General features: G+C 64.2%; 25 protein-coding genes and 1 tRNA gene. 17 read left to right on the top strand and 9 right to left on the bottom strand.

What is annotated here, in order from left to right:
• Positions 1-16: 16 nt before the first annotated feature.
• From hutU to hutI, 3 genes are read right to left on the bottom strand one after another with little or no spacing between them, the layout of a single operon-like run.
• Positions 17-1,696 (bottom strand): urocanate hydratase, encoded by a 1,680-nt coding sequence (hutU, locus tag RSO41_RS04050; protein ID WP_315617789.1) that lies wholly within the window; start codon positions 1,694-1,696, stop codon positions 17-19.
• 45 nt (positions 1,697-1,741) lie between these two features.
• A complete protein-coding gene (gene hutG / locus RSO41_RS04045; RefSeq protein WP_315617788.1) occupies positions 1,742-2,683 on the bottom strand; it encodes a formimidoylglutamase in 942 nt (313 codons plus the stop codon).
• Positions 2,673-3,899, bottom strand: a complete 1,227-nt coding sequence (gene hutI / locus RSO41_RS04040; RefSeq protein ID WP_315617787.1) for an imidazolonepropionase — start codon at positions 3,897-3,899, stop codon at positions 2,673-2,675. The genes hutG and hutI overlap by 11 nt, the downstream gene beginning before the upstream one ends.
• A gap of 308 nt (positions 3,900-4,207) precedes the next feature.
• On the opposite strand from hutI, the gene RSO41_RS04035 reads away from it, so the two are divergent.
• A complete protein-coding gene (locus RSO41_RS04035) occupies positions 4,208-5,536 on the top strand; it encodes a YjiH family protein (protein WP_315617786.1) in 1,329 nt (442 codons plus the stop codon).
• Between the two features lie 76 nt (positions 5,537-5,612).
• Here the strand turns inward: RSO41_RS04035 and hutC are convergent, their stop codons facing one another.
• Complete coding sequence (gene hutC / locus RSO41_RS04030; protein WP_315617785.1) at positions 5,613-6,323, bottom strand: histidine utilization repressor; 711 nt, start codon at positions 6,321-6,323, stop codon at positions 5,613-5,615.
• 106 nt (positions 6,324-6,429) lie between these two features.
• On the opposite strand from hutC, the gene RSO41_RS04025 reads away from it, so the two are divergent.
• The 10 genes from RSO41_RS04025 (at position 6,430) to xylB (ending at position 16,963) form a co-directional block, all read left to right on the top strand.
• Positions 6,430-7,053, top strand: a complete 624-nt coding sequence (locus RSO41_RS04025; RefSeq protein WP_315617784.1) for a DUF938 domain-containing protein — start codon at positions 6,430-6,432, stop codon at positions 7,051-7,053.
• Between the two features lie 70 nt (positions 7,054-7,123).
• Entirely contained in the window at positions 7,124-8,074 is a 951-nt protein-coding gene (locus RSO41_RS04020) for a sugar-binding transcriptional regulator (RefSeq protein WP_315617783.1), read from the top strand.
• A 184-nt stretch (positions 8,075-8,258) separates the two neighbouring features.
• The gene (locus tag RSO41_RS04015; RefSeq protein ID WP_315617782.1) at positions 8,259-9,569 is read left to right on the top strand and encodes a sugar ABC transporter substrate-binding protein; all 1,311 of its coding nucleotides are present in this window, start codon (positions 8,259-8,261) and stop codon (positions 9,567-9,569) included.
• An 83-nt stretch (positions 9,570-9,652) separates the two neighbouring features.
• Entirely contained in the window at positions 9,653-10,543 is an 891-nt protein-coding gene (locus RSO41_RS04010) for a carbohydrate ABC transporter permease (protein ID WP_013332240.1), read from the top strand.
• Between the two features lie 27 nt (positions 10,544-10,570).
• A complete protein-coding gene (locus tag RSO41_RS04005; RefSeq protein ID WP_410000313.1) occupies positions 10,571-11,449 on the top strand; it encodes a carbohydrate ABC transporter permease in 879 nt (292 codons plus the stop codon).
• A gap of 12 nt (positions 11,450-11,461) precedes the next feature.
• Complete coding sequence (locus RSO41_RS04000) at positions 11,462-12,604, top strand: sn-glycerol-3-phosphate ABC transporter ATP-binding protein UgpC (RefSeq protein WP_315617781.1); 1,143 nt, start codon at positions 11,462-11,464, stop codon at positions 12,602-12,604.
• 8 nt (positions 12,605-12,612) lie between these two features.
• Positions 12,613-13,290 carry an HAD-IA family hydrolase gene (locus tag RSO41_RS03995; protein ID WP_315617780.1) on the top strand — a complete coding sequence of 226 codons (678 nt, stop codon included), beginning with the start codon at positions 12,613-12,615 and terminating at the stop codon, positions 13,288-13,290.
• Positions 13,291-13,302: 12 nt separating this feature from the next.
• A complete protein-coding gene (locus tag RSO41_RS03990; RefSeq protein WP_315617779.1) occupies positions 13,303-13,935 on the top strand; it encodes a nucleoside triphosphate hydrolase in 633 nt (210 codons plus the stop codon).
• A 50-nt stretch (positions 13,936-13,985) separates the two neighbouring features.
• Positions 13,986-15,461, top strand: coding sequence for a mannitol dehydrogenase family protein (locus tag RSO41_RS03985; protein ID WP_315617778.1), 1,476 nt, complete (start codon positions 13,986-13,988; stop codon positions 15,459-15,461).
• Positions 15,462-15,472: 11 nt separating this feature from the next.
• The gene (gene xylB / locus RSO41_RS03980) at positions 15,473-16,963 is read left to right on the top strand and encodes a xylulokinase (RefSeq protein ID WP_315617777.1); all 1,491 of its coding nucleotides are present in this window, start codon (positions 15,473-15,475) and stop codon (positions 16,961-16,963) included.
• A gap of 104 nt (positions 16,964-17,067) precedes the next feature.
• Here the strand turns inward: xylB and RSO41_RS03975 are convergent, their stop codons facing one another.
• Positions 17,068-17,271 carry a hypothetical protein gene (locus RSO41_RS03975; protein ID WP_315617776.1) on the bottom strand — a complete coding sequence of 68 codons (204 nt, stop codon included), beginning with the start codon at positions 17,269-17,271 and terminating at the stop codon, positions 17,068-17,070.
• Positions 17,272-17,478: 207 nt separating this feature from the next.
• Between RSO41_RS03975 and RSO41_RS03970 the strand changes: the two genes are divergently transcribed.
• Both RSO41_RS03970 and RSO41_RS03965 read left to right on the top strand, forming a co-directional pair.
• Positions 17,479-18,540: an HlyD family secretion protein gene (locus RSO41_RS03970; RefSeq protein WP_315617775.1), complete on the top strand. Its 1,062-nt coding sequence runs from the start codon at positions 17,479-17,481 to the stop codon at positions 18,538-18,540.
• Complete coding sequence (locus tag RSO41_RS03965; protein WP_315617774.1) at positions 18,530-19,675, top strand: DUF2955 domain-containing protein; 1,146 nt, start codon at positions 18,530-18,532, stop codon at positions 19,673-19,675. The genes RSO41_RS03970 and RSO41_RS03965 overlap by 11 nt, the downstream gene beginning before the upstream one ends.
• Positions 19,676-19,684: 9 nt before the next feature.
• On the opposite strand, the gene RSO41_RS03960 is transcribed toward RSO41_RS03965, so the two are convergent.
• The 3 genes from RSO41_RS03960 to RSO41_RS03950 are packed head-to-tail and all read right to left on the bottom strand — an operon-like array spanning position 19,685 to position 22,443.
• Positions 19,685-20,944 (bottom strand): TRAP transporter large permease, encoded by a 1,260-nt coding sequence (locus RSO41_RS03960; protein WP_315617773.1) that lies wholly within the window; start codon positions 20,942-20,944, stop codon positions 19,685-19,687.
• Complete coding sequence (locus tag RSO41_RS03955; protein WP_315617772.1) at positions 20,941-21,444, bottom strand: TRAP transporter small permease; 504 nt, start codon at positions 21,442-21,444, stop codon at positions 20,941-20,943. Before RSO41_RS03955 ends, RSO41_RS03960 begins: the two co-directional genes overlap by 4 nt.
• Positions 21,445-22,443 carry a TRAP transporter substrate-binding protein gene (locus RSO41_RS03950; RefSeq protein WP_315617771.1) on the bottom strand — a complete coding sequence of 333 codons (999 nt, stop codon included), beginning with the start codon at positions 22,441-22,443 and terminating at the stop codon, positions 21,445-21,447.
• A 196-nt stretch (positions 22,444-22,639) separates the two neighbouring features.
• Here RSO41_RS03950 and RSO41_RS03945 point away from each other — a divergent pair, with 196 nt between their 5' ends.
• Positions 22,640-22,984: a hypothetical protein gene (locus RSO41_RS03945; RefSeq protein WP_315617770.1), complete on the top strand. Its 345-nt coding sequence runs from the start codon at positions 22,640-22,642 to the stop codon at positions 22,982-22,984.
• Positions 22,985-23,005: 21 nt separating this feature from the next.
• On the opposite strand, the gene RSO41_RS03940 is transcribed toward RSO41_RS03945, so the two are convergent.
• Positions 23,006-23,082 (bottom strand) — tRNA-Pro (locus RSO41_RS03940).
• A gap of 202 nt (positions 23,083-23,284) precedes the next feature.
• Here RSO41_RS03940 and RSO41_RS03935 point away from each other — a divergent pair.
• From RSO41_RS03935 to RSO41_RS03925, 3 genes are all read left to right on the top strand, one after another.
• Positions 23,285-23,659 (top strand): CidA/LrgA family protein, encoded by a 375-nt coding sequence (locus RSO41_RS03935; RefSeq protein ID WP_315617769.1) that lies wholly within the window; start codon positions 23,285-23,287, stop codon positions 23,657-23,659.
• Positions 23,656-24,387, top strand: a complete 732-nt coding sequence (locus RSO41_RS03930; protein ID WP_315617768.1) for an LrgB family protein — start codon at positions 23,656-23,658, stop codon at positions 24,385-24,387. Before RSO41_RS03935 ends, RSO41_RS03930 begins: the two co-directional genes overlap by 4 nt.
• 182 nt (positions 24,388-24,569) lie before the next feature.
• A complete protein-coding gene (locus tag RSO41_RS03925; protein ID WP_315617767.1) occupies positions 24,570-24,743 on the top strand; it encodes a DUF2970 domain-containing protein in 174 nt (57 codons plus the stop codon).
• The last annotated feature ends 41 nt before the right edge of the window (positions 24,744-24,784 follow it).

The following is a 24,784-nucleotide window of genomic DNA, read 5'->3' as shown; positions in this document are numbered from 1 at the left end:
GTGGATGTAGAAGGTTTTACTTATCGATCATCGGCAGGTCGAGGCCGTTCTCTCGCGCACACTCCTTGGCGATGTCATAGCCGGCATCCGCGTGGCGCATCACGCCGGTCCCCGGGTCGTTGCGGAGCACCCGGCCGAGGCGGGCATGGGCATCATCGCTGCCGTCGCAGACGATCACCACGCCGGCATGCTGGGAGTAGCCCATGCCCACGCCGCCGCCGTGGTGCAGCGAGACCCAGGTGGCGCCGCCGGCAGTGTTGAGCAGGGCGTTGAGCAGCGGCCAGTCGGAGACGGCGTCGGAGCCATCCATCATCGACTCGGTCTCGCGGTTGGGGCTGGCCACCGAGCCGGAATCCAGGTGATCGCGACCGATGACCACCGGCGCCTTGAGCTCGCCGTTTCTGACCATCTCGTTGAAGGCCTGGCCGAGACGGGCGCGGTCCTTGAGGCCGACCCAGCAGATCCTGGCGGGGAGTCCCTGGAACGAAATTCTCTCCCGGGCCATATCCAGCCAGTTGTGCAGGTGCGGGTCGTCGGGGATCAGTTCCTTGACCTTCTGGTCGGTCTTGTAGATGTCCTCGGGATCGCCGGACAGCGCGGCCCAACGGAAGGGGCCGACGCCCTGGCAGAACAGCGGGCGGATATAGGCCGGCACGAAGCCGGGGAAGTCGAAGGCGTTTTCGATGCCCTCTTCCTGGGCCATCTGGCGAATGTTGTTGCCGTAGTCGAAGGTCGGGATGCCTTGCTGCTGGAAGTCGAGCATGGCTTGCACGTGCACGGCCATGGAGCGCTTGGCGGCCTTGACCACCGTTTCGGGTTCGGTCTTGCCGCGCTCTACATAGTCGTCCCAGGTCCAGCCGGCGGGCAGGTAGCCGTGCAGCGGGTCGTGGGCGCTGGTCTGGTCGGTGACCATGTCGGGACGCACGCCGCGCTCGACCAGGGTCGGCAGCACGTCGGCGGCGTTGGCACACAGGCCGATGGATACCGCCTTTCCCTCGGCGGTGTAGCGCTCGAGTCGCGCCAGGGCGTCGTCCAGATCCTCGGCCTGCTCGTCGAGATAGCGGGTGCGCAGACGGAAGTCGAGGCGCGATTGCTGGCACTCGATGTTGAGCGAGCAGGCGCCGGCCAGGGTGGCGGCCAGTGGCTGGGCGCCGCCCATGCCGCCGAGGCCGGCGGTGAGGATCCAGCGGCCCTTGAGGTTACCGTCGTAGTGCTGGCGGCCGGCCTCGACGAAAGTCTCGTAGGTGCCCTGGACGATGCCCTGGGAGCCGATGTAGATCCAGGAGCCGGCGGTCATCTGGCCGTACATCATCAGGCCTTTTTTATCCAGCTCGTTGAAGTGCTCCCAGTTAGCCCAGGCCGGTACCAGGTTGGAGTTGGCGATCAGCACCCGCGGGGCGTCCTTGTGGGTCTCGAACACGCCCACCGGCTTGCCGGACTGGATCAACAGCGACTGGGTGTCCTCCAGGCGCCGGAGGGTCTCGACGATCTTGTCGTAGCATTCCCAGTCCCGGGCGGCGCGACCGATGCCGCCGTAGACCACCAGGTCCTCGGGGCGCTCGGCGACGTCCGGGTGCAGGTTGTTCATCAGCATGCGCAGCGGCGCTTCGGTGAGCCAGCTCTTGCAGGACAGTTCACTGCCGGTAGGCGCGGCGATCTCGCGGCTGGGGTCGTGACGCTTGTCGGTATGGGACATGGGGGATTTCCTCATGGTCAAGGGGCTGATGGCTGATGCGCCGGATCAGCCGTTCAGGGTCAGTAGATGGACGAGGCGCGCTGCCACCCTGGCGGTGCGGCCATCGATGTCATGGTCGGGGTTAAGCTCGGCGAGGTCGGCCAGGCGTAGCTTGCCGCTGTCGCGTACCGTCTCGACCAGGGGCTCGAGCAGCGCCAGGGGCACGCCGCGTGCCGCCGGGGCGCTGACGCCGGGGGCCTCGGCGGCGGGCAGCACGTCCAGGTCGATGGTCAGATAGACGTGATCGCAACGGGCGATGAAACGTTCCAGGTCGCGCCGGATGGCATCGATTCCGGTGGGCGTGATATCGCGATCCTCACGGATCAACACGCCCAGGTCGTCGGCGCGCCGGAATAACGCCCGGGTGTTGGCGGCCCGGCTGACGCCGAGGCAGGCGTAGCGGAAGGGCCAGCCCCGTTGCTGGCACTGCTCGGCGATCTGGGCGAAGGGCGTGCCGGAGGAGCGCACCTGGGCCGGGTCGCGCAGGTCGAAGTGGGCATCGAGGTTGATGATGCCGACACGCGGTCGTGTCTCGCGGGGCGCGAGGTGCCGGGCGAGCCCTTGCCAGCTGGCATAGGCGACTTCGTGGCCACCGCCGAGCACGATGGGCAGGTGGCCGGCGTCGAGCAGCGGGGCCAGGCGCTCGGCCAGAGCCTCCTGGGCGGCTTCCAGGGCGTCGCCGTCGCAGCTCACGTCGCCGGCGTCGAAGGCCGGTCCCTGGCGATGCCAGGCCAGTGGCGCGAGAGCACGACGGATCGCGGAGGGGCCGGCGGCGGCGCCGACCCGGCCCTGGTTGCGAGCCACGCCGGCATCGCTGGCGAATCCGAGCAAGGCACATCCGCTCGGCGCGTCCTCGGTAAGAGGCGCGATGCGCTGGTGCCAGCGATCGCTGTCGGGTTCCGGGTCAATGCGGCCCTGCCAGGAACTCATGTCGATCTCAGTGGCCATGCGCCTGATCCTCCACGGGTTGGCCGGCAACGACGCGCTGGCGTAGCCGGCCGGGCTGGACGGCATAGGCGAGTTCCGCCGGGGTGTCGATGTTCCAGAGGCAGAGATCGGCGGGTGCACCTTCGTTCAGCCTGCCGAGCTCGGGCATTCCCAGCGCCCGGGCGCCGTGCGCGGTCATGCCGGCCAGTGCCTCGCGAGGGGTGAGGCGGAACAGGGTGCAGGCCAGGTTGAGCATCAGGGTCGGCATGAACAGCGGCGAGCTGCCGGGGTTGGCATCGGTGGCGACGGCCATGGGCACGCCGGCCTCGCGTAGCCCGGCGATGGGCGGTTGCTGCGTCTCGCGCAGCGTGTGGAAGGCGCCTGGGAGGATCACCGCCACGCTCCCGGCATCGCGCATGGCGGCGATGCCGGTATCGTCGAGATATTCGATATGGTCGGCGGACAGGGCACCGTGACGGGCGGCCATGGCAGAACCGCCCAGATTGGACAGCTGTTCGGCATGGGCCTTGATCGGCAGGCCATGGGCCCGGGCCGCCTCGAAGACGCGCTCGCACTGGGCCACCGAGAAGGCGATCTTCTCGCAGAAGACGTCGACGGCGTCGGCCAGCCCCTCGGCTGCGGCCGCCGGGATCATCTTGTCGCAGACCAGGTCGATGTAGCCGTCACTGTCGCCTGCGTATTCCGGCGGCAGGGCGTGGGCGCCGAGCAGGGTCGTGACGACGCGCACCGGCCGGGCCTCGCCGAGGCGGCGGGCAACGCGCAGCATCTTGAGCTCGTTCTCCACGTCGAGGCCGTAGCCCGACTTGATTTCCACGGTGGTCACGCCGTCGGCGAGCAGGGCATCGAGGCGTGGCAGGGCGGCGGTGAACAGCGCGTCTTCGCTGGCTTCGCGCGTGTCGCGCACGGTGCTGATGATGCCGCCGCCGCGTCGGGCGATTTCCTCGTAGCTCACGCCTTCCAGACGCGACTCGAACTCGTCGGCGCGACCGCCTCCGAACACCAGGTGGGTGTGGCAATCGATCAGGCCTGGTGTCATCACGCCGCCGCTGCCCATCGGAAGGCACGTATCGGCGAGGGAGGCCGAGAGGTCACGCATCGGGATCAGGGAGTGGATGCGGTCGTCTTCGACGATCACCGCCATGGCATCGGGCAGGGTCTGCTGACCGTCGAAGACGGTGACGTCCTGCCAGAGTCGGCGAGTCCGGGGATGGGTCATGCTGACGCCTCCTGATATCTTTGTATATACAAATAGGCTAGCGCATTATTGGTGCATCGTCACCCCGTCGCGTCGGGTCTGTCCAAGACCATGATGCGTGACGGGTTACCCATGGAAAAATGATTATTAATTTTTAAAATCAATTGTTTATTAATTTTGTAAGGTTGCTTTTTAATCAGCCTTAGTGAATATATTTGACCAAAGTATCATGGGTAGGACGGACGCGTTCATGGCGTAGGAATTCCCTATGATGTATATACAAAGTGCCAACGACGACCTTGCTTACCACGACAATTCAGGAGCCACCCATGGCGAATTCCCCATACGACGCTTCCCGACATCGGGGACCCTCGATGGCCACCGTGTTCAAGCTGTTCGTGCCCAGTCTCGTCGGGGTACTGATCTTCTTCGTGCCGATGACGCTCGGTGGCAAGACGACGATCCCGCTGGACCACATGGTGACGGGGGCGCGAAGCCTGCTGGGCGAGGGCAGTGGCCTTTATGCTCTGGCGCTGATCATTGCCGGGGCGCTCTATCCCCTGGTCAAGGGAAGCTGGCGGCGCAGCATGACCGAGCGGGTCTTCACCGTGCTCAAGCTGGCCGGTGTGGCGGCGGCGGTGATGGCCTTGACCGGCTGGGGCCCCGGCTTTCTGCATGAACCCGACATGCTGCCCTTCCTGTTCGACAAGCTGGTGATTCCGGTGGGGTTGATCGTGCCGATCGGGGCCATCTTCCTGGCGCTGCTGATCAGTTTCGGCCTGCTCGAGCTTATCGGCGTGCTGGTTCAACCGGTCATGCGGCCGGTATGGCGCACGCCGGGGCGGAGTGCGATCGATGCCGTGGCCTCTTTCGTCGGCAGCTATTCCATCGGTTTGCTGATCACCAACCGGGTCTACCAGGCGGGACAGTATTCGGCTCGGGAGGCGGCGATCATCGCCACCGGCTTCTCCACGGTATCGGCGACCTTCATGATCATCGTCGCCAAGACGTTGGGGCTGATGGAGATCTGGAATCTCTACTTCTGGTTGACCCTGGCCATCACGTTCACGGTAACCGCGATCACGGTACGGATTCCGCCCCTGTCGAGCATGGACGACAGCAAGCGTGACGGTGAACCGGAGGCCGTGCCGGGGCGTCGGCTCGCCACCGCCTGGCGTACCGGGCTCGAGGTGGCCGAGAGGGCGCCGAGCCTGCCGTCCAGCGTGGCGTTGAACTTCCGCGAGGGGCTGTTGATGGCGATCAGTATTCTGCCGTCGATCATGTCGGTAGGGCTGGCCGGCCTCTTGCTGGCCAAGTACACGCCCTTGTTCGAGTGGCTCGGCTGGGCCTTCTATCCCTTCGTGGCGATCTGGGGGCTGGACGAAGCCGCCGCCCTGGCCCAGGCTTCGGCAGCGGGGCTCGCCGAGATGTTCCTGCCGGCCCTGCTGATGGGCGATGCCGGTCTGGTGGCACGTTTCGCCGCCGGCGTCGTGTCGGTCTCCTCGGTATTGTTCTTCTCGGCCTCGATTCCCTGCATCCTGTCCACCAGCATTCCGTTGTCGGTAGGGCGTATCGTGGTGGTGTGGTTCCTGCGGGTGGCCTTGAGCCTGCTGCTGGCGGTGCCGGCGGGGTACCTGGTGCAGGCACTGGCCGTTTGAGGAAAATGGCGTTCGTCTCGGGGCCCTGGAAGTGGGCGGGGCGCACCGGGGTGGCGTCAGTGCCGGTCGCCGCCGTTCAGTTGGTATGCAGAGAGGAGCGCAGCTTGTAGCGGTCGCCGGGGTGGATCAGGCGGGCGTAGCTGATCAGGTGGTCCCCCGACCAGGTGCGCCGGATCATTCTCAGGCAGGGTTCGTGAGGGGCGATGTCCAGTCGATGTGCGGTGTCGGTGTCGACCAGCACGGCCTCGACCACATGCTCCACATCGTTGATCGGGCAGGCCGCCACCAGCACCTCATTGGGGGTGTGCCGGGTAAAATCCGTTTCCAGGTAGTGGGGCACCCGGCTGGGATTGACGTAGCGGTCCTCGAGCTGGATGGGCACGCCGTTCTCGCGATGCACGATCAGGGTATGGAAGACCCGGGCACCGTTGCGGACACCCAGGTACACCGAGATCTCGTCGTCGGCGTCCAGCGCCTCGGCACGCAGGACTTCGCTGGTGTAGACGTGCTCCCGGCTGCGGACTTCCTCGGCGATGTTGTGCACCTCGATCAGCGAGGACTCGGCCTTGCGGTCGGTGACGAAGGTGCCGACGCCTGGCTGACGCGTCAGATATCCCTTCTGGACCAGGTCGCGGATCGCCTTGTTGGCGGTCATGCGGCTGACGCCGAACTCTTCGGCCAGTCGCTCCTCGGGGGGGATGCGGTACTGCGGGGCCCAGTCGCCGCCATGAATCTTCTCCAGCAGGTGGCGTTGTATCTTCAGGTAGAGGGGCAGGGAGCCGGCCATGCGTTATCCTGTGCGTCCATTCCGGTGGAAACGGGAAAAGCAGGGGAACGGCGACACCCGCCGCCCCGTGTTCCAGGCACTTTCGGACAATGCCCAGGAGTCCATGATGTCACGAACCGATCATCGGGGCACATCCCCGACGCGCCTCAAGAGTCCCGCCGCCGCGCGTAATCGCGAGCCGATCCTTGCGGTGCTCGAGGAAGTATTGCCGATGCGGGCCCGGGTGCTCGAGCTGGCCAGCGGCAGCGGGGAACATGGGCTTCATTTCGCCTCGGCGATGCCGGGTTGGCAGTGGCAGCCAAGCGATGTCGACGCGCACTCGCTGGCCTCTATCGAAGCATGGCGGGAGACATCGGGGCCGGACAATCTCCTGGCACCGATTCGTCTCGATGCCACCGGTGCCTGGCCCGACGAAACCTACGAGGCCATCGTGGCCATCAACCTGGTGCATATCTCGCCCTGGGAAGTGACCGAGGCGCTGGTGGCCAGGGCCGGCGAGCGGCTGTCGGTCGGCGGAGCGCTCTATCTGTACGGGCCTTATCGGCGCGACGGGCGACACACCGCGCCAAGCAACGCTGCCTTCGACGAGGACTTGAGGCGCCGCGATGCACGCTGGGGCATACGTGATCTCGAGGCGGTAGTGGAAGCGGCCAGGCCTCACGGGATGTCGCTCGAGACGGTCGTCGAGATGCCGGCCAACAATCTCAGCGTGGTGCTGCGCCGCCGGTGAGAGGACATTGTGCAACCCCGGCAGCCTTGCGATGATGCCAGGCATGTCGATCGGTCAGTGAGTCGAGAGAGTGGACAAGTTCGAGGTGAAACTGGACCAGGCGGCGCGGGCGGCCTGGCTTTCCCATGTGGGAGGTTGTACTCAGGACGAGATCGCCATCCAGTTGGGGGTCTCACGTCCCGGGGTGCAACGTCTGCTCGCACTGGCGCGTCAGGAGGGCCTGGTCAAGGTCCATATCGATCACCCGATCGCGCAGTGCACGGCGCTGTCCCAGGCGATTCGCGAGGCCTTCGGCCTGGCATTCTGCGATGTGGTCCCGGCGGATGCCGAGGCGGGGGCGGATAGCGCCCATTATCTGGCGGTGGCCGGCGCCGAGCGTCTCGCGCGCCTGCTCGAGCGTTCCGAGCCGCTGACCCTGTCGTTGGGCACGGGGCGCTCGGTACGCGCCACGGTGGAGGCGCTACGCCGTCTCGATCGCCCGCAGCATCGTATCGTGTCGCTGGTGGGCAACATCGCCCGTGATGGTTCCGCCAACCGCTATGACGGCGTCATGGTGCTTGCCGACAAGACGGGCAGCGAGCGTTTCCTGCTCCCTGCGCCGGTGGTGGCAGGTTCGGTGGCCGAGAAGGAGGCACTGCAGGGGCAGCCCCTGTTCCAGGCCATCGCCGAGGTGGCGCGACAAGCGCAGTCGGCTTTCATTGGGGTAGGGCGCATCGATCGCCAGGCAACACTGTTCCAGGATCATTTCATCAGCGAGGCCGAGCTGGACGAACTGTTGTCCCGAGAGGCTGTCGGCGAACTGCTCGGCTGGCCCATGAATGCCGAGGGCGAACTGATCGATTGCTCGACCAGCCGGCGCGTCACCAGCCTGCCGTTGTCGATGTTCCGCGATCAGGAAATGGTGGCCCTGGCCGGTGGACGCAGCAAGGCACCGGCGATTCTGGCGGCCCTGCGCGGGGGATGGTTGAAGAGCCTGGTGACCGACGAGCAGGCCGCGCGGTATATCGTCGATCAATTGTAGAGTGGCGAGCTTCACGCCTAAAGTCTAAGCACTCCGGCTTTGCGTTTTGTGCGTCCTTATCCGATCATTTGATCAGTCGTTGATTTCATTGATCGGAAATGAGCGAAAGGACAGTGGGGAGTTCCCATCGTCTGGAGACAACAACAACGCCTCCCTCGAGGCATCAACGCAACAGGAGCACGCCATGCAGCGGCATCGTCTACTTCCCCTGGCTGCCGTCGCGGCGCTGGGCGCCACGGCGGCCCAGGCCGAGACCATCACGGTGGCCACCGTCAACAATAACGACATGGTCATCATGCAGGGGCTCACCGAGGCCTTCGAGAAGGCGCATCCCGATATCACCCTGGATTGGGTGGTGCTCGAGGAGAACGTGTTGCGCCAGCGCATGACCACCGATATCGCTACCGACGGCGGACAGTTCGACGTGATGACCATCGGCAGTTATGAAGCGCCGATCTGGGCCGAGCGCGGCTGGCTCGAACCGCTCGACGACCTGCCCGAGTCCTACCACGTCGACGACCTGATCAAGCCGGTCCGCGATGGTCTCAGCCATGATGGCACCCTGCATGCGCTGCCGTTCTATGCCGAAAGCTCGATGATGTACTACCGCAAGGACCTGTTCGAGCAGGCCGGCATCGAGATGAGTGAGCAGCCGACCTGGAACGAGGTGCGGGAGTGGGCCGGCAAGCTCGACGACCCCGACAACGAGGTGGCCGGCATCTGTCTTCGCGGCAAGCCGGGCTGGGGCGAGAACATGGCTTTCGTCTCGACCCTTGTGAATACCTATGGGGGGCGCTGGTTCGACATGGACTGGAACCCTGAGATCGACAGTGATGCCTGGCAGAAGGCGGTCTCTTTCTATGTCGACCTGCTCAATGATTATGGGCCGGCAGGGGCGAGTTCCAACGGCTTCAACGAGAACCTCGCGCTCTTTTCGCGGGGCAACTGCGCCATGTGGGTCGATGCCACCTCGGCGGCCGGCAAGCTGTTCAACCCCGATGAGTCACAGGTCGCCGATCAGCTAGGTTTTGCGCCCGCGCCGGTTGCCGAGACGCCGAAGGGGTCGCACTGGTTGTGGTCCTGGGCCCTGGCGATTCCCAGCTCCTCGGAATCCACCGAGGCGGCCAAGACGTTCATCACCTGGGCAACGTCGCAGGAGTATGTCGAACGGGTCGGCGAGCAGGAGGGCTGGACCAGCGTTCCGCCGGGTACCCGAGAGTCGACCTACGCCGACGAGCGCTATCAGCAGGCCGCGCCCTTCGCCGACTTCGTGGTCGATGCCATTCGTGATGCCGACCCCCTGGACGCTACCCTCGAGCCCAACCCTTATGTGGGCGTGCAGTTCGCCGGCATTCCCGAGTTCCAGTCGATCGGTACCCAGGTGGGGCAGATGATTGCTTCGGCCCTGACCGGTGAGACCAGCGTCGAGCAGGCGCTGCAGGCTGCACAGCGTGCCACCGAACGGACCATGCAGCGCTCCGGTTACATCGACTGAGGCACTGACGTCACCCATGGCGGCGCCTGGCGCGCCGCCTGCCTCGCACCGCTTGCGGCGTTCCAACCGACGAGTGACGACCCATGAACAAGACTCGAGCCTCCGGCCGTACCGTCGGGGGGCTGCGCACCCTGTCGCTGCAGGCCCCCGCGGTAACCTTGCTGCTACTCTGGATGCTGGTGCCACTGGGCATGACCCTGTGGTTCTCCTTCCAGCGCTACAATTTGCTGATGCCCGGCATGAAAGGTTTTGCCGGGTTCGAGAATTACCAATACCTGCTGACCGATCCTGCCCTGTGGTCGGCCATGGGCACGACCCTGCTGCTGGTCGGCTGGGTTCTGGCGATCACCGTGGTGGGCGGGACGCTGCTGGCGGTGCTGTTCCAGCAGGATTTCTTCGGTCGCGGCATTGCCCGGGTGCTGGCCATTTCCCCCTTCTTCGTCATGCCCACGGTCAGTGCCCTGGTGTGGAAGAACATGATGATGCATCCGGCCAATGGGGTGCTGGCCTGGCTCGCCGAGTCACTTGGCCTGCCGGCTCTGGACTGGTTCTCCAGCCTGCCCCTGACCTCGATCATCATCATCGTGTCGTGGCAGTGGCTGCCCTTTGCGCTGTTGATTCTGTTGACGGCCATGCAGTCGCTGGACGACGACCAGGTCGAGGCTGCCCGCATGGATGGTGCCGGCCCGGTGGCGATCTTCTTCTTCATCACGCTGCCCCACCTCAAGCGGGCGATCAGCGTGGTGATCATGATCGAAATGATCTTCTTGCTGACCGTCTTCGCCGAGATATTCGTCACGACCTCCGGCGGGCCGGGGCTGGCCACTACCAACCTGGCCTATCTGATCTATATCCGCGCCTTGCTCGACTTCGATGTCGGTACGGCATCCGCCGGTGGCGTGATCGCCATCATTCTCGCCAACATCGTCGCCATCTTCCTGGTCCGCATGGTGGCCAAGAACCTGGAAGAATGAGCCAGGCACGCTGAGGAGGTTATTCCCATGACGACGACCCTGACGAACAAGGATGCGCCGATGGAAGCGAGCCGCGGTGATGCCGCGGCCCGCGCCAGGAGGCTGCGTGGCCTTGGCATCGCGGTACTCGGCTGGACGGTGGCCCTGATCATCTTCTTTCCGATCTTCTGGATGATACTGACCGGCTTCAAGACCGAGGCCGAGGCCATCGCCGAACCGAGCCTGGTCTTTACGCCGACCCTGGACAGTTATGTCGAAGTGCAGGGTCGTGCCGACTACTTCAAGTTTGCCTGGAACAGCGTGGTCGTGGCCTTCGGATCGACCCTGCTGGCCCTGCTGATCGCGATTCCATCGGCCTATTCGATGGCTTTCCTGCCGACCCGACGTACCAAGGGCACCTTGCTGTGGATGCTGTCGACCAAGATGTTGCCGCCGGTCGGCGTTCTGGTACCGATCTACCTGCTGTTCCGGGACCTGGGGCTGCTGGACACCCTGACCGGACTGACCATCGTCTACATGCTGATGAATCTGCCGATCGTGGTGTGGATGCTCTACACCTTCTTCAAGGATCTGCCCCGGGACATCCTCGAGGCGGGGCGCATGGATGGCGCGAGCACGCTTCAGGAAATCGGTTACCTGTTGTTGCCTCTGACATTGCCCGGTATCGCGTCGACCGGCCTGCTGTCGGTGATCCTTAGCTGGAACGAGTCCTTCTGGAGCTTGAATCTGACGACCTCTCAGGCGGCACCGCTGACGGCCTATATCGCCTCCTTCTCGAGTCCCGAGGGCCTGTTCTGGGCCAAGCTGTCCGCCGCCTCGACCATGGCCATCGCGCCGATCCTGGTGTTCGGTTGGCTCACCCAGAAGCAAATGGTCCGAGGCCTGACCTTCGGCGCAGTGAAATAAGAGGACAATGACATGGCAACCCTGCAACTCAACAGCGTCGTCAAGCGCTTCGACGATACCTCGGTCATCCAGGGGGTCGACCTTGAAGTCAAGGATCAGGAATTCGTGGTCTTCGTTGGCCCATCCGGCTGCGGCAAGTCGACCCTGCTGCGCATGATCGCCGGGCTCGAGAGCACTACGTCCGGGGATATCGTCATCGAAGGACAGCGGGTCAACGACCTGGGGCCGGCAGAGCGCGGCCTGGCCATGGTGTTCCAGAGTTATGCCCTCTACCCACACATGACGGTGGAGGACAACATGGGCTTCAGCCTGCGCCTGGCCGGCGTGGCCAAGGAACAGCGACGCCAGAAGGTGCTCGAGGCGGCCCGCATCCTGCAACTGGAGCCGTTGCTGGACCGCAAGCCGAAGGCCTTGTCCGGCGGGCAGCGCCAGCGGGTGGCCATCGGTCGCGCCATCGTGCGCAACCCCAGCATCTTCCTGTTCGACGAGCCGCTGTCGAACCTGGATGCGGCCTTGCGCGTGCAGATGCGCATCGAGCTGGCGCGGCTGCACGAAGAACTCAAGGCGACCATGATCTACGTGACCCACGATCAGATCGAAGCCATGACCATGGCCGACAAGATCGTGGTGCTTCAGGGTGGCGTCGTGGAGCAGGTCGGTTCGCCCATGGAACTGTATCACCATCCCCGCAATCGTTTCGTGGCTGGTTTCATCGGCTCGCCGAAGATGAACTTCCTGCCCGTGAGCGTGGTAGCGGCCGGTGGCGAGGGTGTCGACGTTCGACTGCCCGGCGATGACATCACTCGGGTGCCGGTTGATGGCAGTGCCTGCGAGAGTGGCCAGGCGCTGACGCTGGGTGTCCGGCCGGAGCACCTGACACTGGATGAGACAGGACCGCTCCGAGGTCGGATCAGGGTCATCGAGCGCCTGGGCGGCCAGACCTCGCTCTACGTGGATATGGACGATGACCTCTTGACGCTGATGGTGGATGGTGACGTCACCCATCGTGTGGGGGAGGACGTCTGCTTCAACTTCGAGCCGCGTCGCGGGCACCTCTTCGACAGCAATGATCTTGCCCTGGACAGCCTCGAGCGCCATCCGCTGGCCTCTCTGACGCGCCAGGATAATCGTGCCGCCAGTGATGCCGAGGCGTGAGGACGCATATGGAGAAGCTGATCTTCGATTGTGACGGCGTCTTGGTGGACAGCGAGGTGATCGCCGAAGCGACCCTGGTCGAGCGGCTTTCGACCTGGCTGCCCGATGTCGACGTTCAGGCTCGGCTGGGGGAAGCACTCGGCTTGACGACCGGTGCCATTCTCGAGCGCCTGGCGTCGCTGAGCCGTCATGCGCTGCCCGGTGACGCTCTGGGGGCGATCGACCGCGAGATCGAGCGGCGTCTGGCACTGGAGCTATGCGCCATTGAAGGCGCTGCCGAGGCCATCGAGCGACTGGGCATGTCGATGGCGGTAGTGTCCAACAGCCATCGTCGGCGCGTGCGCAACTCGCTGGCGCATACCGGACTGGATTCTCTGCTCGGTGAGGTGCCGATCTTCTGTGCCGAGCAGGTGGCACATCCCAAGCCGGATCCGGGCGTCTATCGACTGGCCGCGGAGACCTTGGCGTCGCTGCCGAGGGAATGTCTGGTGGTGGAAGATAGCCTGGCCGGCGTCACCGCTGCCCGTGCGGCCGGCATGACCGTGATCGGCTTCATCGGGGCTAGCCATGTGCCGCCCGGACAGGCGGACAGATTGCTCGATGCCGGGGCCTGGCGCGTGATGACGCATATGCAAGAGTTGCCGGTGCTGGTGATGACTTGGCGCAAGCAACGGCTCGCCGGATGAAGGCGACGAGAGATGACACCCCATATCCATGACGTCGTGACGCGACTGCTCGAGGCGGCGGGAGAGCGCCGGCGTTTCATCGTGGCCCTGGCAGGGCCGCCCGCTGCCGGCAAGTCTTTCCTGTCGAGCTGGCTGTGCCGGGAGCTCGATGCCCGTCAGGCGGGGTGTGCGGCGGTGGTGCCCATGGATGGTTACCACTTCGATAACGCGGTGCTTGAGCCGCGTGGCCATCTGCCCATCAAGGGCGCGCCGGAAACCTTCGACGCGGAGGGCTTGCGGTGCGACCTGGAGCGGCTGAAACGTGCCGACCGTGAGGTGGCCGTGCCGGTATTCGATCGGCCCCTGGATCTGGCCAGGGCCGGCGGACGGCTGATCACGACCGAACACCGCATCGTCATCGTCGAGGGCAATTACCTGCTGCTCGATGAAGGTCCTTGGCCGGCATTGCGTGATGCCTTCGATTTCAGCCTGTTTCTCGAGGTGCCCGATGAGGTGCTCGAGGCACGCCTGATCGAACGCTGGCTGGAGATGGGGCAGGACCAGGCCGGTGCCATCGAGCGCACCCGGCACAAGGACATGCTCAATGCCCGCTTGATCAATACACGCTCGGTGGCTGCCGACCTGCACTGGGTCGCGAGTGACTGAGCGCCACATTCTCACACGATGCCATCGCCACGAGCGGCAGGAGACGCTTCATGACCCGACTCAACAACGCCAATCTCGACCGACTGTCCTCTGACGTTGCCATTCCCGGCTATGATCGAGATGCCGTTACGCCCGGAATCATGCACATCGGGGTCGGTGGCTTCCATCGTGCCCACCAGGCGATGTATCTGGATGCACTGATGCAGGAAGGCGAGGCACTGGACTGGGGAATCGTCGGCATCGGCGTGATGCCCGGCGACCGGCACATGCAGCAGGCCCTGGCTGCCCAGGACCACCTGTATACCCTGGTGGTGAAACATCCCGACGGCAGCCTCGAGCCCCGGGTGATCGGATCGATGATCGACTATCGGTTCGCGCCGGACGACCCCGGTGCGGTGATCGAGGCCATGGCCGATCCGGTCATTCGCATCGTGTCGTTGACGGTGACCGAGGGGGGCTACAACGTCCATCCGGCAAGCGGTGACTTCGATCTCGATGATCCCGATGTGCGTCATGACTTGGCCGAGCCGGGCGCACCACGGACCTCGTTCGGACTGGTGGTCGAGGCTCTCGCTCGTCGGCGGCAGCGTGGCGTGGCGCCTTTCACGGTGATGTCCTGCGACAATATCCAGGGCAATGGCGATGTGGCTCGACGCATGTTCGGGGCTTTTGCCATGGCGCGCGACCCGTCGCTCGGCGCCTGGGTCGAGGCTGAAGTGCGGTTCCCCAACTCCATGGTCGATCGCATCACGCCGGTGACCACGCCGGGTGATATCGAAGAGCTGGAGACCCGTTTTGGCATCGAGGACGCCTGGCCGGTGGTTTGCGAGCCTTTCACCCAATGGGTACTGGAGGATTGCTTCGTCTCGGGGCGCCCGAACGTCGACCGGGTCGGCGTGCAACTGGTCGAGGATGTCGAGCCCTATGAGCTGATGAAGCTTCGCCTGCTCAATGCCAGCCATCAGGCGTTGTGTTATTTCGGCTACCTGGCCGGGTACCGTTATGCCCATGAGGTCTGTCGAGACCCATTGTTCGTCGATTTCCTGCTGGATTACATGGTCAACGAGGCGACCCCGACATTGTCGCCGTTGCCCGGCGTTGACCTGGAAGCGTACCGTCACACCTTGATCGAGCGTTTCGCCAACCCGGAGATCAAGGACACCCTGGCACGCCTGTGCGCCGAGAGCTCCGATCGGATCCCCAAGTGGCTGCTGCCGGTCGTTCGCGATCAGCTCGCCAATGGGGGTGACGTGTATCGAGCGGCGGCGGTGGTGGCCAGTTGGGCACGCTATGCCGAGGGTATGGACGAAGCCGGCGAGCCCATCGAGGTGGTCGATCGCCTCAAGGACGAGGTGATGGCGGTGGCGGCAGAGAATCACCAGCGCCCGACGGCCTTCATCGAGAATCGCGAGCTGTTTGGCGATCTCGCCGATCAACCGCGTTTCCGCGATGCCTATCGGGAAACGCTCGAGAGTCTGCACGAACGAGGTGCACGCGTTACTCTTGAGACGCTGGTTCGAGCTTGAGGGAGAACGGGATGTACATCGGTGTGGATTGCGGTACCCAGAGTACCAAGGTAGTGGTGGTGGATGTGGAGGCCGGGCGGCTGCTCGGCGAGGCGAGCCGCCCCCATCGTCTCGACGAGGGCGAAAACGGGCGTCGCGAGCAGCACCCCGGGGATTGGGTCGTCGCCTTCCGTGGCGCTTTTCAGGCGGCCGTGGCCGAGGCGCGTATCGATCCTCGCGAGGTTCGTGCCATCGGCGTTTCCGGCCAGCAACACGGCATGGTGGCATTGGATGAAGCGGGTGATCCTCTGTACCCGGCCAAGCTATGGTGCGACACCGAAACCTCCGCCCAGAATGATGACCTGATCGAGCGGCTCGGTGGCGAGTCAGGGTGCCTGGACAAGCTCGGCCTGGTGCTGCAGACCGGCTATACCGCCTCGAAGGTGGCCTGGTTGCGCGAAACCCGACCGGCAATCTATCGACGCATTGCCACCCTGCTGTTGCCTCACGACTATCTCAACTTCTGGCTTACCGGCGAACGAGTGGCCGAGGCGGGGGATGCCTCGGGCACCGGCTATTTCGATACCCAACGCCGTGGCTGGCGGCATGATGTCTTCGCCGAGATCGCCCCGGAACTCGATGCCGAGCGGGTCCTGCCGCGCTTGATCGAGTCCGACGAGCCGGCAGGCGTGGTGCGACCAGCGCTGGCGCGTGAGTTGGGGCTTGCCGAGAATGTCCTGGTAGCCAGCGGTGGAGGCGACAACATGCTCGGCGCCATCGGCACCGGCAATATCGCTCCGGGCCTGGTGACCCTGAGCCTGGGCACGTCCGGCACGGTATGCGCCTATTCGGACGAGCCGGTGCCTGTCGAGGACGCCATGGTGGCCAACTTCTGTGCCAGCAGCGGCGGTTGGCTACCGTTGATCTGCACCATGAACGTGACGTCGGCGACCAACCGGGTTCGTGAACTCTTCGGCCTCGACCTGGTGGGGTTCAACGACCAGCTCGATCGGGCGCCGATCGGTGCCGAAGGGGTGACGACCCTGCCGTTCTTCAACGGCGAACGTGTGCCGCCATTGCCACAGGCGTCGGCCAGCTTCCTGGGAATGACCAGCGTCAACACCACGCCGGCCAATCTCTGCCGCTCGGTGGTCGAGAGTGCGACCTTCGGCATGCGCTATGGTCTCGAGCGGCTCGGCAAGCTGGCCGCGGGGGCCAGCCAGATCCGCTTGATCGGTGGTGGCGCGCGGAGCCCGGTATGGCGGCAGATCGTCGCGGATGTGACGGGTACGCCGGTGGTCTGCCCCCAGCTCACCGATGCCGCCGCACTGGGAGCAGCCCTGCAGGCGGCCTGGTGCGATCAACGACGGACGGTCAGCCTGTCGGCCCTGTGCGAGCGGTTGGTGCATCTGGATCCGTCGGCCGCCGCCGAACCGCGACCCGCGAATGTCGAGGCTTATCACCAGGCATATGGTCGTTACCGCGAGGCGCTGCAACGGCATCACGGCATCGCCCCAAGGTGAAGGGGCCATGGCCGAGGCAGATAGCGGTATAGATGAAGGGGCTGAGCACAGCGTAACGCAGCACTTCCCCTGCGTAGAGTTTTGTGCAGTGTTCCCCTGATGTTTCAGCGGCTTTCCGGGATCTCCCCGGGCACGCGATAGCGTGGTCCTTGTCGCTGACGTTCCTGTTCGGTACTGGTTTCATCCTCGGCGGGCACGCCCCAGACGGTCTCGCGGCTGCCATCCGGCCATGAATAAGTGGTACAGCCGCTCGACAGCATGGCTGTCAGCGTGATCGAGGCGAACAAGAGGCGGTTCATGAATCTCATGGGGGACTCCTGGAGACGGTCTGGCGAGTCGAGACAGTCGTGATTCGCCGATCATAATGGACACCGGTCCTGTCGAATACCGTTCCGTGAGCACGGTGTGGTGACGACGCCGTTTTTAGCAGGCTAATAACCCTGCTAACATTATGCGCCTTCGAGCCGCTGGCGGCGCCAGTCGGCCAAGGAACTCGTGTTCACAGGAATCCATCGATGTCCCCAGATCAGCGTTTCGCGCGCTGGGTCCGCGTCGCGCTCGCGGCCTTTTGCGTGCTGTTTATCTATTTCGTGCTCGCCGATACCTATATGCCGATGACACCGGAAGCTCGGGTATTGCGACCGGTGGTTCAGGTCGCTCCCGAGGTGGGAGGTCGCGTCGAGTCCGTTGCTGTGGCGAACAACCAGCGTGTCGAGCAGGGTGACGTGCTGTTCGGGATAGATCGTGATCCCTATGAGCTGGCGCTGCATGAAGCGCGCCTGGCGCGGGAAGCGGTGAGCCGGGACAATGCGCTGATCGAGGCCGACCTGGCCGAGGCCCGGGCCAATCTGGAAGCGGCCCGAGTGACTGCCGAGGAGTTGACCTCCGAACGTCGTCGGGCCGAGTCGTTGCTCGATCGGCAGGGCATTTCACGCCAGCGGTTCGACCAGATTGCCGCCGACGAGCGTGAAGCCCGGGCGTCTGTTGAGGCGGCACGGGCCCGCATCCGTCACCTCACCGTCAAGCTCGGCAAGCGCGGCGAGGGCAACCTGCAGCTGCGCCAGGCGGATAACGCCATCGAACAGGCCGAACTCGACCTGTCGCATACCCTGGTGCGCGCTGAACGCCCCGGCGTGGTATCCAACCTCCAGTTGCGGGAAGGTGATTATGCGACCCAGGGCCAGCCCGCGCTGGCGCTGGTGGGGGACCGACTCGACCTGGTTGCCGACCTTCGCGAGAAGAGTCTGCGGCATGTGCGGGAAGGCGAGCCGGCACGGGTGGTGTTCGATGCCTTGCCGGGCAAGGTCTTTACCGCGCGAGTGGTCTCCAGGGATGCGGGGGTGAGGGCCGGCCAGCTAACGGCCGACGGCAGTCTGGCGGATATTCCGACCTCCGATCGCTGGGTGCGTGATGCGCAACGAGTGCGCCTGCATCTCAAGGTGGAAGATCCTCCCCAGCCTCGGCCCGTCAGCGGTGCCCGGGCCACGGTGCAGCTATTGCCCGAGGCCAACCCCCTGGCGAGTCTGTTCGGGGGACTGCAGATTCATCTGATGTCCTGGTTGCATCATGTCTACTAAGCCGCGTGCGCGCACGAGTCTTGCGGGGCTCGGCCATGGCGTGCGGCGTTTGCTGGCCCGTTCGCTGGGACTGGTGATGCCGCATCGCGGCGATGGGCCCGGGATGGAACCGGGGGAGTCTCGCTTTTCTCCCAATGACCTGCGCCAGTGCCTGCGAGTCGCCTGTGGGGCGTGCATCGGCTTCTTGATCAGCCACCTGATGGGCTGGAACTACGGGGTCTTCTTCACTGTCTTTCCGATGTTCATGCTGGGCATGATCCCGGTGTTCAATACCCATGTGGTGCGCCAGTTCCTCGGCAATGCCTGCCTCAACGTGCTCGAAGTGAGTCTGGTGGTGGGGTTGACGCAGCACATGCCCGTGGCCATGACCGGCCTCGTGTTTCTGCTGTTCTATGCGCGCTTCCGGTTGATGGCGAAGGGGCCCTTGTTCGTGTTCGGTGCCAACGGGGTCCTGACTCTGAGCGTGTTGATGCATTTCGCCAGTTATCCGACCCTGGATCTCGCCGATCTGCTGGCCAGCAATCTGGTGGCCAGCGTGCTCGCTGTGGCCATCGCCGCCGTGATGCACTGGGTATTTCCCGACGTCGCGCCGCGTCAGCGGCCGCCGGGAGAAGAAAAGTCGGCAGCTCTGGTACGTCATCAGACGCTGATCGGTGCCATCACGGCGACACTGTCCTTCGTGGTGTTTCAGACGCTGGATCTGCGGGACTCGTTGTCGGCACAGATGGCCACCATCCTGATCCTGTTCTCGCTGGGTTATCACGGTGCACGGGTTTCCGCCGTCAAGCGGGCCGTGGGGACCCTGCTGGGCTGCAACATGGCCATCATCCTGCAACTGGTACTGTTCACCCAGAGCGATCATCTGCTGCTGGTGCTGGTCAGTTACTGGGTCGGCCTGATGCTCTTCGCTCGAGTGCACCTGCTCGAGGGTGGCGGCTCCGGGGTGGGCTTCGGTGGTCTGACGACATTGGGAATCCTCTATGGCCAATATCTCGGGCCCGACCAGGACTTCGTCTATGATGCCCTGTATCGCTTCAGTTCGATGTGTGTGGCGCTGGTCGCCACCCTGGTGGTGATGGCGGTGCTGCATCGCCTGTTGAATGCGTCGGAGCTGACCCGGGCGCATGCCGACTGAGCTTGGGTGTCAGCCGGACATGCCGAGCCAGAGCGGCACATAGACGACCAGCAACAGTACCGCGATCAGGCCGAACAGGTAGGGCAGAATCGCTTGGGTGATACGTTCCAGCGGTAGCTGGGTGACCGAGGAGGCCACATAGAGGTTGATGGCCACCGGCGGAGTGATCATGCCGATGGACAGCCCGACGACGATGATCAGTCCGAAGTGGATCGGGTCGATGCCCAGTTGGGTCGTCAGCGGCAGCAGTACCGGTGTCAGGATGATCAGGGCGCTGGCGGTTTCGATGAATACGCCGGTCAACAGGATCACCGCAACGACCAGCAACATGACCACATAAGGGCTGGACGACAGGGACAGGACGGACTGGGCGATGGCGGTGGGGACCTGTGCGCTGGAGAGCGTCCAGCTCAGGGCCGCCGAGGTGGCGATGACCAGCATGATCACCGAGGTGGTGATGGCCGAGCGAATGAGAATCCGATAGACGTCCTTGAGGGTCAGATCGCGATACACGAACAGTGACACCAGCAGGGCATAGTTGACCGCGACCACGGCGGCTTCGCTTGGTGTGAAGATGCCGGAAAAGATACCACCGAGAATGATGACCGGTGTCATCAGCCCCCAGAAGGCCCCCTTGAAGGTGCGTCCAATGACCGCCGCCGAGAGCGGTTGGCCGCGCGGGTAGGTCCGGCGGTGGGCCTGGACGACGGCGATGCACGCCAGGCCGATGCCCATGGCCAGGCCCGGCAGGAAACCGCCGAGAAACAGGCTGGAGACCGACTGCTGGGCGATCACCGCGTAGATGATCATCGGCACCGAAGGCGGAATGACCACGCCGATGGTGCCGCTGGCGGCGATCAGGCTGGCCGCCGAAGCCGGGTCGTAGCCCTTGCGCTTGAGTTCCGGTACCAGGCTCGTGCCGACCGCCGCGGTTGTGGCGGCACCGGAGCCGGAGATGGCGGCAAAGAACATGCCGGCCATGACCGAGACGATCGACAGCCCGCCGCGGAGAAACCCGAACAGGCTGTCGGCAAAGTCGACCAGCTTTTCGCTGACCTTGCCCTGGGCCATCAAGTCGCCGGTGAGAATGAACATGGGTACCGCGACGAGCGCGAAAGCGTTGACGCCCTGGAACATCTGCTGGGCGAGCACCAGCAGCGGCGTACCTCCATGCCACAGGGCCAGCAGGGTACCGGTGCCGATGGCCAGGGCGATCGGCACGCCCAGCAGCATGAGTGTCAAAAAGGAAAGCAGCAGCAGGACCGTCATTCGCGGGCCTCCCCGGTAGCGCGACCTTGTCCCCGGAACAGCAGCGACAGGATATCCAGCAGGGTGGTCCAGCTCATCAATGCCGCACTGAGCGGGATAACGGCATAGATCCACGTCATCGACAAGCGTAACGAGGCCGATTTCTGGAAGCTCTGCATATGCATGTAGCGATAGCCGATGAGCATCAGGGCCACGAGAAAGGCCAGGGCGGTGGCGCCGGCGAGCAGCCGCATCAGGCGTTGCGGGCGGTCGGGGAGTGCCTCGACCACGAAGTCCACGGCGATATGACGCCCGCCACGATAGGCGAGCGTGGCGGCGAGGAAGGTGATCCACACCAGCAGGAAACGCGCGACCTCCTCGGTCCAGCCGAGAGAGGTGAAGAAGACACGCGAGACGATCTGCAGGGTGATGACGCCGACCATCGCGGCCATGCCGACGAAGACGACAGGGCGAGTGACGGCGTCAATGCCCCGCTCAAGTCGTTCGAGCAGGGCCAGCACTTATTCCAGCGCCTCCCGGATACGTGGCAGATAGTCGCCGAACTGCTCGGCGTACTTGTCGTAGACAGGCGCCACGGCGTTCTGGAAGGCCGAGATGTCTGGCGAGGATTCGATCTGCATGCCCGCGTCGCGCAGCTCGGCCAGTTGTTCGGTACGCATGGCGGCGTTTTGCTCGCGCTCGTATTCGGCGGCGTCCTGAGCGGACGATTCGATCGCTTGCTGGGCGGCTTCGGGCAGTTGCTGCCAGACCGGCATGCCCATGACGAAGATCGCCGGTGCATAGGTGTGTCGTGTCAGGGTCATGTAATCCTGGGTCTCGTTGAGCTTGAACGAGTGGATCACATTGACCGGGTTTTCCTGACCGTCGATCGTGCCTTGTTGCATGGCGGTCAGCGCCTCCGTCCAGGCCATGGGGACGGCGTTGGCGCCCAGTTCGCGGAAGGTGTCGACGTAGACGGGGTTTTCCATCACGCGAATGCGCAGGCCGTCCAGGTCCGCGGGTGAGGTGACCGGGTGGGCGCTGTTGGTCAGGTTGCGAAAGCCGCGTTCGGCATAAGCCAGCCCCTTGAGATTGACGTCGGACAGCTTGTCGAGCAATTCCTGCCCGATGGGGCCATCGAGCACTCCGTAGGCCGCTTCGGGAGAGGAGAAGAGGAAGGGCAGTTCGAAGACCGCCATCTCATCGACGAAGTTGGCGACCGGGCCATTGGTGATTACGCCCATGTCGACGGTGCCGATCTGCATGCCTTCCAGCAGGGTCCGTTCGTCGCCCAGGGTCGCGTTGGGATAGAGGTCGATGGTCACTGCCCCGTCGGTGCGCTCGTCGACCAGTTCCTTGAATTTTTCGGCGGCGATGTGGAAGCCATCCTGTTCGTTGACCACATGGGCCAGGCGCAGGGTGACGGGTTCGATGTCGGTGCTGTCCTGGGCCTGCACGGAAGTGGCGCCCAGCAGGACGGCGAGGCCGAGTGGCAGCGTGCCTTTGGGGAAGGTCGTCATTCGTGTGTCCTTGAAGTCCGCTGTGTCATGGAAGCATTGCGTTTCAGCGCTTCCTTATGGGTTGTGTCTATTATCGAGGCGGATTGCTGAGGATGCCGAGTCAGACGGCTGCGGTCAATTGCAGGCTTATCATGCACCATGGCGCTCGTGGATGGCCGGTGTCGAATGGTCGCGCGATGGCGGAAGGGGTAGCAGGATGGATATGACGCTCGTCGAGCATATGTGGATTGCGGTTGCCATCCAGTTGGGACTGGCGGGACTTCTGGGGTTCAGAGGGGCTGGCGTGGCGGCCGTGATGGTGTTTCTCGGCCGTGAAATCGCCCAGAACGAATTCGAGGCGTTGCGGCTTCCCGAATTCGCGGACATGAGCCTGGCTACCTTGCCCTGGTGGGCGGGACTGCGGCATGGCTGGGGGCTGGGCTCGGTGCTGGATGTTGCTGCCCCGGCGCTGGCCTGCTGCCTGACAGTACTGCTGTGGCGGGCATGGCGGTGGTGGCGTCACCCCATGCAACGAAAAACCGCCACCCGGCATGACCCGTAAGTGGCGGCTTTCCTGTATTCGTGGTCGGAGCGACTGGATTCGAACCAGCGACCTTTGCAACCCCATTGCAACGCGCTACCAAGCTGCGCCACGCTCCGATCCTGTTTCTCGACTTGGCTCATGGCTACCTGAGGCCTCCCCGAGAACGAGGCGTATACTAGCGCGTTCATGAGCAAATGAAAAGCCCCTTTTGCGCTTTTGTTTCAATTGCTTGGCCAAGGGAGACCAGGATGGTGTCCGGCTGCATGGCTTTGCCACAATACGGCATTGTGGAACGAGGCGATGAGCCGGGAGGGGGATATGCCGCTGATCATGGGGATGAGCATGCTGCTGGCATGCCAGATGCTGGGCGAGCTGGTGACGCGTGGGTTGTCGATGCCGGTACCGGGGCCAGTGCTCGGCATGGTGATTCTGTTGGTGGCCTTGATCCTGCGGGGCAAGGTGCCGTCGAGCCTCCGGGTGACCGGTGAAGGCCTGCTGCGTTACCTGACACTGCTGTTCGTGCCGGCAGGGGTCGGTCTGATGGTGCATGGTGCCTTGATCGGGGCCGATCTGCTGCCTATCGCGGTAACGCTGGTGGCGTCCACGGCCCTGACCCTGGGCGTGACCGCCTGGGTGCTGTCGCGCCTGCAGCGCCGGAGAAGGCATGATAAAGGTCGGGAGGGCGCCGCATGAGTGTGGCGGCCCTGGACCAGCTGTGGGTCTATCTGTCCGGCAACCCGCTGCTGTCGTTATTGGCGACACTGCTGGCGTTCATGGTGGCGGTACGCATCAATCGGGCACTCGGCGGTACGCCGCTGTTGCATCCGGTCACCCTGTCCATCGCCATTCTGATCGGCTTCCTCCTGTTGGTCGACATGGATTACGCCACCTATTTCGAGGGAGCGCAGTTCATTCACTTCCTGCTGGGACCGGCCACGGTGGCTCTGGCGATTCCGCTCTATGATCACCGTGAGCGCGTCCGACGTTTGCTCGGGCCACTATTGCTGGCCTGCATCGCGGGCATCGTGACGGCGGTGGCCAGTACCATCGGCCTGGCGATGTTGTTCGGGGTCCGCCCGGAAACCTTGCTGTCGCTGGCACCGCGTTCGGTCACGTCTCCCATTGCCATGGGGATTGCCGAGCAGATCGGCGGCATACCCTCGTTGGCGGCGGGGCTGGTGCTGCTGACGGGCTCCATCGGCTGTGCTCTTGGGCCGGGTATCTTCCGTCTCCTGAGGATTACCGACCCGGCGGTACAGGGCTTCACCATGGGGCTGTCGGCCCATGGTTTCGGAACGGCTCACTCCTTCGCCCGCCTGGGGGCGGTGGCGGGCGCTTTCTCTGGCCTTTCGATGGGGCTGACCGGCCTGCTGACGGCCTTTCTCCTGCCGTTGATCACGCGACTCCTCGGCCTGAACTGACGTATTGACCGGGCAATCAAATAGATCGTCCTGATCTAGTTGATTGTCGCCCGCACCACGCTGGCGCAGAGGCGTGGATCTTCTGGTGTGGCGCGGGCTTGCTTGCCGTCGTCGGGTACAGCGATGCCCGGATGGTCTAGGGTCAAGAGTCAGCAAAGGGGACATGTCGATGGAGGTGGGCAATGTGGCGAGTGATCAAATCGGTCCTGGCGGCTTTCTTCGGGGTACAGAAGGAGAGCCGCCGGCATGAGGACTTCTCTCGAGGACGGGCTTCGCACTTCATTATCGCGGGTATCGTGATGGGGCTGGCACTGGTGTTGTTGATCGCCCTGGTGGCATCGTTAGCCGCCCGATGAGGCGCCGCAGATTTCCGGAGCGTTGAGAGCCGCGTTTATGA

The sequence above is a fragment of the Halomonas sp. I1 genome, assembly GCF_032334135.1.
Taxonomy (GTDB): domain Bacteria; phylum Pseudomonadota; class Gammaproteobacteria; order Pseudomonadales; family Halomonadaceae; genus Halomonas.
The sequence above is the reverse complement of the archived record's forward strand: the minus strand, read 5'-3'. Positions and strand labels throughout refer to the sequence as shown.